The following is a 13771-nucleotide window of genomic DNA, read 5'->3' on the forward strand; positions in this document are numbered from 1 at the left end:
TGCGGCAGGGCGTTACCGCCCGGGTCGCGGCGGCGCCGCCTGCGTCTACGGAAGGGAGAAAGCGTCTTGCAGCCATTGCGGCCGGCCGGCGTCGAACACCACCGCGTCAAAGCGGGCGGGCGGCGTCACGCCCTGGAAGTGGCGCCGGGCAAGTTCGGGCAGCCAGTGCGCCGCCGCGCGCGCCAGCCGGGCTTGCTTGGCGGGGCCGATGCTGGCGGCGGCGCCGCCAAAACGGGACAGGGCACGCGCGCGCACTTCGATAAAGACCAGCGTGCCGCCGTCGCGCATCACCAGATCCAGCTCGCCGGCGCGCGTCCACAGGTTGCGCGCCAACAGCACCAGGCCACGCGCCTGTAGCCAGCGCAACGCCGTGTCTTCGTGCTGATCGCCCCTGCGCTGCATGGGCGAGCGGCGCTGCGGTGTGTTTGCGGGCATGCCGCCGTGCTGGCCGGTGCCCGGGTCGACACCTCGGTCAGCGCGCCGCTCGGCAGCCGGGCGCCGAGAGCCCGCCCGACGGCGGCGCCTGTCCGCGCGGTGTCGTGCAGCTAGCGCCAGATCGCAGGCCAGGCGCAGGGTGTCGTCCGTCATGCGGGCTCCTGGGATGGCGGGGTTGGCGGCTACACTGACATGGTTTCCCGTGTCAGTAGGCTGCAATGAATCAAAATGTCTCACCCCCGCCCACCGGCGACGCCTGGAGCCGCGTGGCGGATCGCGTTGCCGGGCAGCATTGGCCCGCTTCGACGCTGTACGTCGTGGCCACGCCGATCGGCAACCTGGGCGACTTGGGGCTGCGGGCGTGGCACGCCCTGCAACGCGCCGACGTGATCGCCGCTGAAGACACGCGCGCCAGCCGCACCTTGCTGGACGCCTGGGGCGTCAATACGCCGCTGATGGCCGCGCACCGCCACAACGAGGCCGCCGCCGCCCAAGCCATCTGCGAACGCCTGGCCCAAGGCCAGCGCGTGGCGTTGGTGTCGGATGCGGGCGCGCCCGCGGTCAGCGACCCCGGCGCCCGCGTAGTGCGCGCCGTGCGCGAAGCCGGCTTTGCCGTGATGCCGGTGCCCGGCCCCAGCGCGGTCATCGCCGCGCTGATGGGCAGCGGCGTCACCACCGATGAAAACCCCGCCTACGCCTTTGCGGGCTTCCCGCCGCCCAAGGCCGTGGCCCGCCAGCGATGGCTACGGTCCTGGTGCGCCTTGCCCGCGCCCGTGGTGATGTTCGAATCGCCGCATCGGCTGGCCGCCACGCTGGCGGATCTGCTGGAAGTCTGCGGGCCCGACCGTCAACTGACGGTGGCGCGCGAACTGACCAAGCGCTTTGAAGAAATCGCCACGCTGACGATGGGTGAAGCCGCCGCCTGGCTGGCTGCCGACGCGCATCGCGAGCAAGGCGAGTTCGTCTTGATCGCCCATGCCGAAGCGGCGCAGGAAATTGACGAGGACGCCGACCCGCGCACCGACGTGCTGCTGGACGCGCTGCTGGAATCGATGTCCGTGCGCGATGCCGCCAGGGTCGCCGCCAAGGTCACGGGCCAGGCGCGCGACGTGTTGTACAACCGGGCGCTGTCGCGCAAGAAATCGGCGGAGTAAAGCCATGGCGTATTCAACCATTGTGTCGAACAAGCCGGCCGACCCGCTTGAGCCGCTTGCGTACCGCGACATCGAGACCCCTCTGGGCGAACTGCGCCTGGTCGCCAGCCCCAAGGGCCTGCGTGGCGCCTGGTTCACCGACCAGGAATTACTGCCGTCTTCTGAAGGCTGGACGCACGCCGATGCCGACCCGATTCTGGAGCAGGCGCGGCGCGAGCTGGACGAATGGTTCGCGGGCAAGCGTCGTGGCTTCGACGTGGCGCTGGACCCCATCGGCACCACGTTCCAGCACAAGGTCTGGCACGCGCTGTGCGCGCTGGAGTTCGGCAAGCTTGCCAGCTATGGCGATCTGGCCCGGACCGTGGGGCGGCCCAAGGGAGCGCAGGCGGTCGGTGGCGCGGTGGGGCGAAATCCCATCATCATCATCATTCCGTGCCACCGGGTGATCGGCGCCGATACCTCATTGACGGGGTTTGGCGGCGGCCTGCCGCGCAAGCAGGCGCTGCTGGCGCACGAAGGCAACCGCTACGTCAGCCGCACCGCGCGGGCTCGGCGGATTTGCGACGGGCAGGCGGAGCTGCCCTGGTAGAGCGCGGCCGGGCTTACGGGTCTACTGCGTAGCGATGCTGGGCAGGATGCCGATGCGGTCCGACACCAGCGGCACGGCGTTCAAGGCGCTTTGGCGGTCGGGATAGGGGCCGATCCGCACGCGATACAGGTTGTTCGATTGTTCCACCTGCGCGGGCGGCGCGCCCGCCGAACTTAGCTGCGAATTGATGCGGGCCACCAGCGACTGCGCATTGCCGGGCTGGCTGAACGCGCCCACTTGCAGATACACGCTGCCGAGCCCGGCGGCCGGCCCCTGGCGTACCGGGGCTGAACCGGACGCGGGGCCGGGAATGGGCTCGGCCGTCAACGCGACCGGCTCGGCGGACACGGGGGCCTGGATCGGCAGCGAGCCGGTGGCCGACGCCGGTTCCGGTGCGGGCGCGGCGGGCGTCCCTTGCGAGGCCAGGCGGCGGATCTCTTCTTGCGGAATGCTCTCGACCACGACCTGACCGCTACCCGGCCCGATGATGCCCAGCTTGTAGGCCGCCACGTACGATAGATCCATGATGCGGTCGCTGTGGAACGGCCCGCGGTCGTTCACACGCACGATGATCGTTTTGCCGTTGACCAGGCTGGTGACGCGCGCATAGCTGGGAATCGGCAGCGTCGTGTGCGCGGCCGTCATGGCGTACATGTCGTAGGACTCGCCGATGGACGTGGAATTGCCATGGAACTTCTTGCCGTACCACGACGCAATGCCGCGTTGCTTGTACGGCTGGCCGCTGGTATCCGGCACGTAGCGCTGGCCGAATACCACGTAGGGCCGGTTCGCGCCGCTGGCATAGGGTTCGATACGCGGCACCGCATCCGGCACCTGGTCCAGGTTTGCCGGCGGATTGGCGTCCGGGCCGTCATCCTTGTAGTACCCGCCGCCCTTCTTGCGACCTCCGGTGGAAGAGCAGCCGGCCACGGCAATGGCCAGCAGCAACATCAGGACCAGGTGGAGCGGGCGGGACAGGGTCATGCGGATTCGGTGGGCAGTTGGTTTCGGTGGCGCACCAGCAAGGGGTCGTGGTCGGCAAAACGCAGCGCCAGCTGTTCGACCACATACACAGAGCGGTGCTGGCCGCCCGTGCAGCCGATCGCCACGGTCAGGTAGTTGCGGGTGTCTTGCGTGTAGAGCGGCAACCAGCGGTTCAAGAAGCCGGCGATGTCGTCGATCATCTGCCCCACCTGCTCGTACCCGGCCAGCCAGGTGGCAACGGGTTCGTCGCGGCCGGTCAAGGGGCGCAGGTTGCGATCGTAGTGGGGATTGGGCAGGCAGCGCACGTCAAACACCAGGTCGGCGTCGCCGGGCACGCCGCGTTTGTAGGCGAAGGATTCGAACGTCAGCACCAGCGGTGCGCGGTCGGCCTGAATAAGGTCGCGGATCCAGGCACGCAATTGGCCGGGCGTCAGGTCCGAGGTATCGATGACGTGTTCTTGTTCGCGCAGCGGCGCCAGCAGTTCGCGTTCAAGCGCGATGCAGTCCGTCAGCGACGGCGGCGTGCCGCCGCGTTGCAGGCGGTCGGTCAACGGATGGCGGCGGCGCGATTCGGAATAGCGCTGCACCAGTGTCGAGGTGTTGGCGTCCAGGAAAACCACGCGCAGGCTGGTGCCCATGGCGCGCAGCGCGGTCACCACATCGGGCAGTTCGGCCAGTTCGCCGGGCGAGCGCACGTCGATAGCCACGGCCACGCGTTCCAGGCCTTCGTCGCGCGCATTGGCGATGAATTCCGTCAGGAACCGCACGGGCAGGTTATCGACGCAGGTGTAGCTGGCGTCTTCCAGCATGCGAAGCGCAACGGATTTGCCTGAACCTGAGATGCCGGTGACAAGGACGACTTTCAACATGGACATGATTGTGGCACGCTTTTTCCGGGACGATGCGGGCGGGATGGCATCTGATATGGCTGCAATTCGGGAATCTGGTTCTGTACCCTTTCTTGCCCGGTCGCGTAAGCTTGCGGGTCGGATACTGGTTCGATTCACTTACGACACCCCCGCCGTCATGCTTTCGGCGGATAGGAATTCGACGTAGATGTTAGCCCTCATTTCCATTCGTAGTGTTTCACTGCCGCGGTTTAGGGCGATTTTCCGCGTGCTCGCGGCCGCCGCTGTTGTCTTTACGACAAGCGTTGCACAGGCCCAGCCGGCAGCGCCGGACACGCTGCGCCCCGACACCATGGCGGCACGCGTTGCGGCCTGTACGGCCTGCCACGGCGCGCAGGGCCGGGCCGGCACCGATGGCTATTACCCCCGTCTGGCCGGCAAGCCTCAGGACTACCTCTATCATCAGCTGCTGAACTTTCGCGATGAGCGCCGCCAGTACCGGCCCATGTCGCATCTGCTGGTGGGCCTGCCCGACGACTATCTGCGCGAGATGGCCCAGTATTTCTCGCAGCAGCATGTGCCGTATCCGCCGCCCATCCGCGCGGACGTCTCCAGCGCCACGCTGGAAGCCGGCCGCGTGCTGGCCTTGCAGGGCGACGCGGCGCGCGGCTTGCCCGCCTGTGCGTCCTGTCATGGCGCCGCGCTGGGCGGCTTGATGCCCGCCATTCCCGGCTTGCTGGGTCTGCCGCGCGACTATATCGGTTCGCAGATCGGCAGCTGGAAGAATGGCCTGCGTCGCGCGGCTGCGCCCGATTGCATGGCCGACATCGCCCAAAAGCTGACCCCCACCGACATCGGCGCCCTGGCGGCGTGGCTGTCGTCGCAACCCGTTATCGAGCCCTATGTGCCCGACGCCGCGGCCTCGCTGACCTTGCCCGCGCAATGCGGCAGCCAGGCGCAACGCTGACCCTGGGGCCACCATGAAACTGTTCAAGAAAATCCTGACCTTCGTCTTCGTCGCGCTGATCGTCGCCGTGGGCTGCCTGTATTGGCTGGGTACGCGCGAGGACACCAGCACGGGACCCGCCGCCACCGCGGCCGACGCGGCCACGCTGGTCGACCGCGGCCGCTATCTGGCGCAAGTGGGCAACTGCATGGCCTGCCACACCAGCCGGGGCGGCAAGGCGTTGGCGGGCGGCACGCCCATACCGACGCCGTTCGGCACCGTCTACGGGCCCAACATCACGCCCGACGACAAGACGGGCATTGGCTCGTGGACGGCCGACGATTTCTGGCAGGCGCTGCACAACGGAAAGTCCAAGGACGGCACCTTGCTGTATCCCGCGTTTCCCTACACGGAATACACCCGCGTCAGCCGCGCCGACGCCAATGCCTTGTACGCCTACCTGCGTAGCGTGCCGCCGGTCGAACAACCGAATCGGCCGGCCGACATGGCGTTTCCGTACGACCAGCGCGAGCTTCTGGCCGCCTGGCGCGCGTTGTATTTCAAGCCCGGCGTGCAAGAGGCCGACCCGGGCCAGTCGGTGCAATGGAATCGCGGCCGCTATCTGGTTGAAGGGCTGGGTCACTGCGCGGCCTGCCATACCCCCCGCAATCGCCTGGGCGCCACCAAGACGTCCGAGGCCCTGACCGGTGGCGTGATCCCGGTGCTGGATTGGTACGCACCGCCGCTCACCAACGACATGCAGACCGGCATGGGCCGCTGGACGGCGGCCGATATCGCCGCGTTGCTCAAGACCGGCATCTCGGCGCATTCCAGCGCCAGCGGTCCGATGGCCGAAGTGGTGTTGGGCAGCACCCAGCACCTGACGGATGACGATGCGCTGGCTATCGGCGTGTACATCAAGTCCTTGCCGGCCACGCCGGCTTCTACGCCGCGTCAGCAATCGGCGGCGGCGCCGGCGGCCATGGAACTGGGCAGCAAGATCTACAGCCAGCAATGCGCGCAATGCCACCAGCCACAGGGGCAGGGCAGCGGCACGGCGTGGCCGGCATTGGCCGGCAATCCGACCGTGACGGCGCCCGTGCCCACCAACGTTATCCGCATGGTGCTCGATGGCGGGTACGCGCCCGCCACGGCAGCCAATCCCCGGCCGCACGGCATGCCGCCGTTCGGCCAGATCCTGAACGACAGTGATATCGCCATGCTGGTGTCCTACATCCGAAATAGCTGGGGCAATGAAGCGGGCGGCGTGACCGCGCTGGACGTCAAGCGCGCGCGCGCGGCGTCGACGCTGAACTGATGCCGATTGCTGCGGGTCTATCGTTTCGCGCTGGCCCGCGCGCAAGCCTGGCGGGCCAGTTCGCCCAGCACGCGGATGGCAGCTTCGTGCGCGGCATCCCAGGGATGGCCGTAATTCAAGCGCAAAGCGCTGGCGAATTGGCTGCTGGCAGAAAAAATCGGGCCGGGCGCCACGCTGACGCCGCGCGCCAGCGCATCGCGATGCATGGCCAGTGCGTCCACCGCCGCCGGCAACTCTACCCACAAAAAGAAGCCGCCCTGCGGACGCGTCACGCGCGTGCCCGCGGGAAATTCATGCGCTATCGCATCGGCCATGCGGTCTTGCTGTGCCTGCAATGTTTGCCGCAAGCGGCGCAGATGGCGGTCGTATCCGCCTTGCTCAAGATACTCGGCGATAGCGCCTTGTGCGGGGCCCGACGCGGATAGCGTGGAGGATAGTTTCAGCCGCTGCACCCGCCGCGAATAGCGGCCCGCCGATGCCCAGCCGATGCGGTAGCCAGGCGCCAGGCATTTCGAAAAAGACGAGCAATGCAGCACCAGCCCCTCGGTGTCGTAGGCCTTGGCCGGCACGGGCCGCGCAGCGCCGTAATAGAGCTCGCCGTAGACGTCGTCTTCGATCAATGGAATGCCGTGGCGCGCCAGCATTTCCACCAGCTGACGCTTCTTGTCGTCAGGCATCAGGCTGCCCAGCGGGTTCTGGAATTGCGTCATCAGCCAGCAGGCACGGGGCGCGTGCCGCTTGATGGCGGCCTCCATAGCGTCCAGGTCCACGCCCGTGCGCGGATGCGTCGGCACTTCCAACGCTTTCAGGCCCTGGCGCTCCAGGGCTTGCAAGGCGCCGTAGAACGTGGGGGCTTCGACCATGACGGTGTCGCCCACTTCCGTCACGGCTTGCAGGCAAAGGTTCAACGCTTCCAGCGCGCCATTGGTGACGACGATGTCACTGGCCGGCACGTTCATGCCGCCGATCAGGTAGCGTAGGGCGATCTGCCGCCGCAGCCCGGGATTGCCCGGGCTTAGGTCTTCGACGGTATCCAGCGGGTCCTGGCGTTTCAGGTGTGCGGCCATGGCTTGCGCCAATCGGGGCAGCGGAAACAGCAGGGGCGACGGAAAGGCAGACCCCAACGGCGTCACGTCGCGGTTGCGCACGGAACCGAGGATGTCGAAGATGCGCTCGCTGATGGCAAGCTCGGTGGATTCGCCGTCCGGGTTCGACGTGCCGGGTTCAGGCGGCAGGGATTCGGCGGGGGCATGCACGTAATAGCCTGAACGCGGCTGCGCGCGGATCAGGCCGCGCGCTTCAAGCAGGTAGTACGCCTGGAATACCGTGGACGGGCTGACCCCGCGCGCCGCGCATGCGTCGCGTACCGAGGGCAGCTTGTCGCCCACACGCATGACGCCGTCTCGGATCGATTTGGCGATCTCGTCGGCCAGGGTTTCGTACAGGCTCACGATGCCGCGAGACCGCGCGCGTTCATTTGCTGCTTTGCAGGATCGCCATGGCCTGGCGTTCCATGAATTCGCCCAGCGTATCAATGCCGCGCAACTTCAGTATGGTGTTGCGCACGGCGGCTTCGACCAGCACCGCCAGATTGCGGCCCGCGGCCACTTGCAGCATCACCTTGCGTACGGGCAGGCCCAGCATGTCTTGCGTGATGTCTTGCAGGGGCAGGCGTTCGAACTTGTCCTGCGCGGTGGCGCGCACCAGATGCACGATCAGCTTCAGGCGCATTTTGCGGCGTACCGAGGTCTCGCCGAAGATGGTGCGGATATCCAGCAGGCCAAGGCCGCGCACTTCCAGCAGGTTTTGCAGCAGCTGGGGGCAGTGGCCTTCGATCATGTTGGGCGCGGTGCGGGAAAACTCCACCGCGTCGTCAGCCACCAAACCGTGGCCGCGTGAAATCAGTTCAAGCGCCAACTCGCTTTTGCCCAGGCCCGACTCGCCGGTAATCAACACGCCCAGGCCCAGCACATCAAGAAACACGCCGTGCACGGTGGTGGTGGGCGCCAGCTTCTTGCCCAGGTAGATGCGCAGCAGGTCGATCAACTGCGCGGCGGCGACCGGCGTGGACAGCAGCGGCACCTGATGCTGGTCGCACTGGTCCACCAGGTCTTGCGGGGGCGTCAGCCCATCGGCCAGCAAAATGGCCGGCACGCCGCCGATCAGCAGCTCGTCCATGTGGTGCATGCGGCGCCGCAGGTCGAAGCGCGTGTAATACGCCAGTTCTTCCTGGCCGAACACCTGGATGCGCGACGGGTGGATCAGGTTAAGGTGGCCGACAAGATCGGCGGCCGCCATGCCGTCATCGGGAATGGCGCGGTCAGCGGCGCCTTGGCCCGAAATCCAGTTAAAGGGGATTTTGTCGGCGTTGTCGTCGACGAGTTCCTGCACCGTGAGCATGGCAGCGTTTCCGCGAGGATCAGAGTTGGCCGGTGGTGAGCATGCGGTGGACGATGGCCGGGTCGGGCTCGGTGGCCAGGGCCTCGCGCAATGCCTTGTTCGACATCAGCTGTGCAAGTTCGGCCAGGATGTCCAGGTGCTGTTGCGTAGCCGTTTCGGGCACCAGCAGGCACAGCAGCATCGACACCGGTTGCCCGTCGGGCGCGTCGAACGAGATCGGCTGGCTCAAGCGGATAAACGCCGCCAATGCCTGCTCAAGCCCCTTCACGCGGCCATGCGGAACGGCCACGCCCTGCCCAAGGGCAGTGGAGCCTAAACGTTCCCGGGCAAACAGGCTGTCGAACACGAGCGCGCGTGCCAAGCCATGGTTGTTTTCAAAGAGAAGGCCAGCTTGTTCGAACGCCCGTTTCTTGCTCGTTGCGAGCATATCGAGCACGACGTTGCCGGCGGGTAGGATGCGCGACAAATGATTCATCGGATCATTATATGGTTATATGACGCAGTGCAATAAATTGGCCTGGCGCCCCGCCCGGTGGACAGGCGGCGAACGGCGTGGCAAGAGCGACAGCATAGTCTGATCGCGGCGCGTTGTGGGCGTTCACACACAGCGTCCAGCCCGTGGACACGGCCAGGCATGGCAAAAACAGGGGGATTGGGGAATGCGCGAGAGGGGGTAGAGCGGGGGAGTTTTGCCGATGCCCCGGCTGGACTGACGTCTAGCGGGACACCGGGACTTAGGCAGGATTTTTACAATCGCTGTTTAGCTTATCGCGCAGGGCGAGTGATCATGAAGCGCATTACTGCTGGGGTGGCGAGAGGCTCGCCGCTTGCCGCTTCACGGACTCCGCTGAGTGACTTCGTACCTTGTCCTTGTGCTTGATGACCTGACGGTCGACTTTGTCAGCAAGAAGGTCTATGGCTGCGTAGAGATTTTCATCGGTCGCTTCACAATGAATATCCTTACCGCTTAGACGCATGGTGATTTCGGCTCTGTGCCGCAGGGGCTCTACTGAGAGCATGACCTGGGTATCGATGACGTGATCGAAATGCCGCAGCACTCGCGCCAGTTTGTTCATGACATATTCCCGGATTGCCGGGGTGACGTCGAGGTGACGACCGCAGATGCTCAGGTTCATAGTGTGCTCTCCTTCTAAAAGAGAAAAATGGGTGCGCAAAATGCGCGGTGAGGTCGTTAGGCGTTCTCCTTGGATTGGTGGGTGCGTTTAGTACTAGTGTATAGACTCGGGCCGAGAAAACAAGCTGACCTAGCGCAAGAACATGGCATTTTTATGGCTGAACCCCTAGGGCGTATTTGCCTACGCCCGAGAGGCGTCTAGGGGTCTTCCCCAGGGTGCCCGTTACATGCGGAAGTGCTCGCCCAGGTACACGCGGCGCACGGCCGGATCGCCCACGATTTCGTCCGGGTGACCGTCGGTCAGCACCTTGCCTTCACTGATGATGTAGGCGCGATCGCAGATGCCCAGCGTCTCGCGCACGTTGTGGTCGGTGATCAGCACGCCGATGCCGCGGCCCTTCAAAAACCGCACGATGCGCTGGATTTCGATGACGGCGATGGGGTCCACGCCGGCAAAGGGTTCGTCCAACAGGATGAAGCGTGGGCTGGTGGCCAGCGCGCGCGCGATTTCCACGCGGCGGCGTTCGCCGCCCGACAGCGAAATGGCGGCATTGCTGCGAATGTGGCCGATCTGCAGCTCTTCAAGCAGCGATTCCATCTGCTCGTTGATCTTGGGCGTGGACAGCGCGCGGCCATCGGGACCCAGCTGCAATTCCAGCACGGCCCGAATGTTCTGCTCGACGGTCAGGCGGCGGAACACCGATGCGTCCTGCGGCAGGTACGACAGGCCCATGCGCGCGCGCTTGTGGATCGGCATCGCCGTGATGACGGCGCCGTCGATCTCGATGCGTCCCGCGTCGGCGGGCACCAGGCCCACGATCATGTAGAAGCTGGTGGTCTTGCCGGCGCCGTTCGGGCCCAGCAGGCCCACGACTTCGCCACTGACCACGGACAGGGACACATCCTGCACCACGGTCCGGCCGTTATAGGTCTTGCGCAAGCCGGTTGCGCGCAGGCTGCCCTGCTTGACCCCCGAGGGGGCGGAGGTCACGGGTGTGGGCACAGAAGGTTGGTTCATCGTGGCTGCGAGTGGTGTTGCATGGGGGACGCTTTAGCGTCCTTTCTTGGCGGCTTGCTGCTTGCGGCATTCGGCCACGGCGGCATCGGACTTGGCGCGAGGCTCGGCAACCGAACGCACGCGACCGCCGGCAGCGGCGGAGTTGGGGCCGCCCTGCGCTTCATAGGTGCCGGTTTTTTCGTTGTAGCGTACCCGTTCGCCGCGAATCGTGTCGAACGGTTTGCCACAGACGTAACGGACCACAACGGCCTGGCCGATCAGGTCGAACGTGCTTTTGGTGCCGTCGTATTCGGCTCGCAGGCCCTTGCCTTCGATCAACTCGAACGTCTCGGGGCGCTCTTGCCGAATGGTCACGACCTTGCCCTTGTTGGCGGTGGCCGTGCCGTACTGGCCGCCCTGTGCGTCTTCGTGCATTTCCAGCGTGTCGGACGTCAGCGTCATCAGGCCGCGCGTCATGTTGACGTTGCCAGTGAAAACGCTTTGTTTCTTTACGTCGTCATAGTGCAGCGTGTCCGACAGGATCAGGGTGCTGGGCTCTTCGGCCGGCTTGGCCGCGGGTTCCGCCGCGTGGGTGGGCGCGAACACCGAGGCCGTCAGCAGGACGGCGCCAAGCAGGCGAGTCGTCGGGGCAAAGAGAGTCCGAAGGTCGGTCATGGTTTCTTTTGGTCAGTGTTGTTGGCGGGTATCTCGGTGCGGCGCTGTTGCTTGCCTTCGGAACCGGCAATTTCAACATCCGTCGACGCGGACACCTGCAATTGGCGCGTCTTGTTGTTGTAGTGCATGCCCTTGCCGTTCATGCGCGAGCGGCCCTTGAGCACTTCCGCCGGCAGGTCGGTATACACGACGTCTTCGTCGGGCAGGATGATCAGCTGCTGGCTGCGTACGTCCAGCACGTCGTTGTTGGCGTCGGGTTGGCGATGCACGTGCGCATCGCCATTCATGACGATGCGCTTGCCGCCTTGTTCCATCACGGCGGTTTTCGAGACGCCCACCGTCACGGGGTTGGCCTCGCGTTGGCCCACCGCGCGGGGCGCGGTGATGTGATACGAATCGTCGTCGGGGAAATGCTCGGCGTATTCGCCTTCCAGCCGGTTGATCGGACGGCCCGTCGGGTCAGTGCGCAGCATGACGAAATCGCGCGACCACGCGTCCATTTCGTGGGTGATGCGGCGCGGCGGGTCGACCTGGATCGCCCGCTGCGCGTAATCGGCGGCCCACCACGAGCTGGTGACCAGCACCAGCAGCAGGAACAGCGCGATCAGGGAAGGAAAACGTTCTTTCATCAGTGTCGCCGCCAGGGCGTGTCGAAGTTCGTGGCCGTCATTGGATGGCGCCGGGGCCCAGCAGGCCGGGCGCCGCCAGGAACGCGCCCAGGCGTCCTTGGGAAGCCAACAGCAGGTCGCAGCATTCGCGCACCGCGCCGCTGCCGCCGGCCTGCGTGGAAACCCAATGGGCGGCCTGGCTGACATAGCCGGGTGCGTTGGGCACGCTGGCTGCGAAACCCGCGCGTTGCATGGCCGGCAGGTCGATGATGTCATCGCCCATGTAGCCGGTTTGATTCAGTTGGACACCCGAGCGCTGCGCAAGTTCTGCCAGCGCCGAACCCTTGTCGCGCACGCCCTGCATCACTTCCGAGATGCCCAATTCGGCGGCGCGGCGGGCCACGATGGGGCCAGAGCGGCCCGTCATCAGCGCCACCGTCAGGCCGCCTTCCATCAGCAGGCGCAGCCCGTGGCCGTCCAGGGCGTGAAAGCGCTTTTGCAGTTCGCCGCCTTCACCGTAATAGAGGCTGCCGTCGGTCAGCACGCCGTCCACGTCGAACACCATCAGGCGCACGGCGGCGGCGCGATCGCGCACGGTAGCGGGGATGCGGGCAAGAACCAGCGCTTCGGCCGGGTGAGTCACGGATGCAGGAAGAGTCATAGTCATACCACTTTAGCGGCCATCAGATCATGCATGTGCAAGGCGCCCAGCAGGGCGCCGTCTGCGTCCAACACCAGCATCTGGCTGAGCCGAAGCTCGTCCATCTGCTGCGCGGCCTCGACGGCCAGTGCGTCGGGGGGAATGCTGCGTGGCGATCGGGTCATGCCCGCCTCCACGGTCAAGCTTCGGATGTCGCCGTGCCGGGCAATCAGGCGGCGCAAGTCGCCGTCGGTGAAGATGCCCAGCGGGCGGTGTTGCGCGTCGGTCACGACCGTCATGCCCATGCCCTTGGCGGACATCACCTCAAGCGCTTGCGATACGGGGGTGCCGGCCAGCACGATGGGCAGGGCATCGCCGTGGCGCATCACGTCGCGCACCAAAGTCAGCAGGCGGCGGCCCAGGGCGCCACCGGGGTGGGACCGCGCGAAATCCTGCGGGCTGAAGCCGCGCGCTTCCAGGCAGGCAACCGCCAGCGCATCGCCCAGCGCCAGCGCGGCCGTGGTGCTGGCAGTGGGCGCCAGGTTCAGCGGGCAGGCTTCCTGCGCCACGCTGCCGTCCAGGTGCACGTCCGCCAATCGCGCCAGTTCGGATTGCGGGTTGCCGGTAATGGCCACCAGCTTGGCGCCCATGCGGCGCGCCACCGGCAGGATGGTCAGCAATTCCTGCCCGGCCCCTGAATAAGAGATGGCGATGACCACGTCGTCTTTCGTGATCATGCCCAGGTCGCCGTGCACGGCTTCGGCGGCGTGCACGAAGAAGGCGGGCGTGCCGGTCGAGGCGAAGGTCGCGGCGATCTTGCGGGCAATGTGCCCGGTCTTGCCGATGCCCGTGACCACAACGCGGCCACGGCAGGCCAGCAGCAGCGCGACAACCTGGGTGAACGAGTCGTCCAGCCGCGCGGACAGGTCCAGCAGGCCTTGGCTTTCGACTTGCAAGGTGCGGCGGGCGGATGCCAGCGCGGCATCGGACGAAGTGATGGGATGATCAGTCATGCGGGGATTTTAATATCAGTGGGCGGGTT

16 protein-coding genes are annotated in these 13771 nt (G+C 66.1%); 4 read left to right on the plus strand and 12 right to left on the minus strand.

Annotated features, from left to right (window positions below):
* Nucleotides 1-45 precede the first annotated feature (45 nt).
* On the minus strand, nucleotides 46-588 hold the full coding sequence (locus tag V6F88_RS11860; RefSeq protein ID WP_332609675.1) for a YraN family protein: 543 nt from the start codon (nucleotides 586-588) through the stop codon (nucleotides 46-48).
* 65 nt (nucleotides 589-653) lie between these two features.
* Between V6F88_RS11860 and rsmI the strand changes: the two genes are divergently transcribed.
* Both rsmI and V6F88_RS11870 read left to right on the plus strand, forming a co-directional pair.
* The gene (gene rsmI / locus V6F88_RS11865; protein ID WP_332609676.1) at nucleotides 654-1589 is read left to right on the plus strand and encodes a 16S rRNA (cytidine(1402)-2'-O)-methyltransferase; all 936 of its coding nucleotides are present in this window, start codon (nucleotides 654-656) and stop codon (nucleotides 1587-1589) included.
* 4 nt (nucleotides 1590-1593) lie between these two features.
* Nucleotides 1594-2178, plus strand: coding sequence for a methylated-DNA--[protein]-cysteine S-methyltransferase (locus V6F88_RS11870; RefSeq protein WP_046803072.1), 585 nt, complete (start codon nucleotides 1594-1596; stop codon nucleotides 2176-2178).
* Between the two features lie 21 nt (nucleotides 2179-2199).
* On the opposite strand, the gene V6F88_RS11875 is transcribed toward V6F88_RS11870, so the two are convergent.
* Nucleotides 2200-3162 carry a septal ring lytic transglycosylase RlpA family protein gene (locus tag V6F88_RS11875; RefSeq protein WP_332609680.1) on the minus strand — a complete coding sequence of 321 codons (963 nt, stop codon included), beginning with the start codon at nucleotides 3160-3162 and terminating at the stop codon, nucleotides 2200-2202.
* Nucleotides 3159-4031, minus strand: coding sequence for an RNase adapter RapZ (rapZ, locus tag V6F88_RS11880; protein ID WP_046803145.1), 873 nt, complete (start codon nucleotides 4029-4031; stop codon nucleotides 3159-3161). Before rapZ ends, V6F88_RS11875 begins: the two co-directional genes overlap by 4 nt.
* A gap of 187 nt (nucleotides 4032-4218) precedes the next feature.
* Between rapZ and V6F88_RS11885 the strand changes: the two genes are divergently transcribed.
* Together V6F88_RS11885 and V6F88_RS11890 are read left to right on the plus strand one after the other, a co-directional pair.
* Entirely contained in the window at nucleotides 4219-4977 is a 759-nt protein-coding gene (locus V6F88_RS11885) for a c-type cytochrome (protein ID WP_332609681.1), read from the plus strand.
* 13 nt (nucleotides 4978-4990) lie between these two features.
* A complete protein-coding gene (locus tag V6F88_RS11890; RefSeq protein WP_332609682.1) occupies nucleotides 4991-6274 on the plus strand; it encodes a cytochrome c in 1284 nt (427 codons plus the stop codon).
* Nucleotides 6275-6291: 17 nt separating this feature from the next.
* Here V6F88_RS11890 and V6F88_RS11895 read toward each other — a convergent pair whose 3' ends face one another.
* The 9 genes from V6F88_RS11895 to V6F88_RS11935 all read right to left on the minus strand — a co-directional run bounded on the left by V6F88_RS11895 (nucleotide 6292) and on the right by V6F88_RS11935 (nucleotide 13742).
* Nucleotides 6292-7725, minus strand: a complete 1434-nt coding sequence (locus V6F88_RS11895) for an aminotransferase-like domain-containing protein (protein WP_332609684.1) — start codon at nucleotides 7723-7725, stop codon at nucleotides 6292-6294.
* A gap of 22 nt (nucleotides 7726-7747) precedes the next feature.
* On the minus strand, nucleotides 7748-8674 hold the full coding sequence (hprK, locus tag V6F88_RS11900) for an HPr(Ser) kinase/phosphatase (RefSeq protein WP_006216298.1): 927 nt from the start codon (nucleotides 8672-8674) through the stop codon (nucleotides 7748-7750).
* A gap of 19 nt (nucleotides 8675-8693) precedes the next feature.
* A complete protein-coding gene (locus V6F88_RS11905) occupies nucleotides 8694-9149 on the minus strand; it encodes a PTS sugar transporter subunit IIA (RefSeq protein ID WP_104142633.1) in 456 nt (151 codons plus the stop codon).
* 322 nt (nucleotides 9150-9471) lie between these two features.
* Nucleotides 9472-9810 carry a ribosome hibernation-promoting factor, HPF/YfiA family gene (gene hpf, locus V6F88_RS11910; protein WP_006216296.1) on the minus strand — a complete coding sequence of 113 codons (339 nt, stop codon included), beginning with the start codon at nucleotides 9808-9810 and terminating at the stop codon, nucleotides 9472-9474.
* A 222-nt stretch (nucleotides 9811-10032) separates the two neighbouring features.
* Nucleotides 10033-10827 (minus strand): LPS export ABC transporter ATP-binding protein, encoded by a 795-nt coding sequence (lptB, locus tag V6F88_RS11915; RefSeq protein ID WP_332609686.1) that lies wholly within the window; start codon nucleotides 10825-10827, stop codon nucleotides 10033-10035.
* Between the two features lie 33 nt (nucleotides 10828-10860).
* Entirely contained in the window at nucleotides 10861-11481 is a 621-nt protein-coding gene (gene lptA / locus V6F88_RS11920) for a lipopolysaccharide transport periplasmic protein LptA (RefSeq protein ID WP_332609688.1), read from the minus strand.
* Nucleotides 11478-12110, minus strand: a complete 633-nt coding sequence (lptC, locus tag V6F88_RS11925) for an LPS export ABC transporter periplasmic protein LptC (protein ID WP_046803080.1) — start codon at nucleotides 12108-12110, stop codon at nucleotides 11478-11480. The genes lptA and lptC overlap by 4 nt, the downstream gene beginning before the upstream one ends.
* Nucleotides 12111-12147: 37 nt before the next feature.
* Complete coding sequence (locus tag V6F88_RS11930) at nucleotides 12148-12756, minus strand: KdsC family phosphatase (protein ID WP_082134343.1); 609 nt, start codon at nucleotides 12754-12756, stop codon at nucleotides 12148-12150.
* Nucleotides 12753-13742: a KpsF/GutQ family sugar-phosphate isomerase gene (locus V6F88_RS11935; protein ID WP_332609691.1), complete on the minus strand. Its 990-nt coding sequence runs from the start codon at nucleotides 13740-13742 to the stop codon at nucleotides 12753-12755. The genes V6F88_RS11930 and V6F88_RS11935 overlap by 4 nt, the downstream gene beginning before the upstream one ends.
* Nucleotides 13743-13771 lie beyond the last annotated feature (29 nt).

Source organism: Achromobacter sp. ESBL13, assembly GCF_036668755.1.
Classification (GTDB): Bacteria; Pseudomonadota; Gammaproteobacteria; order Burkholderiales; family Burkholderiaceae_B; genus Achromobacter.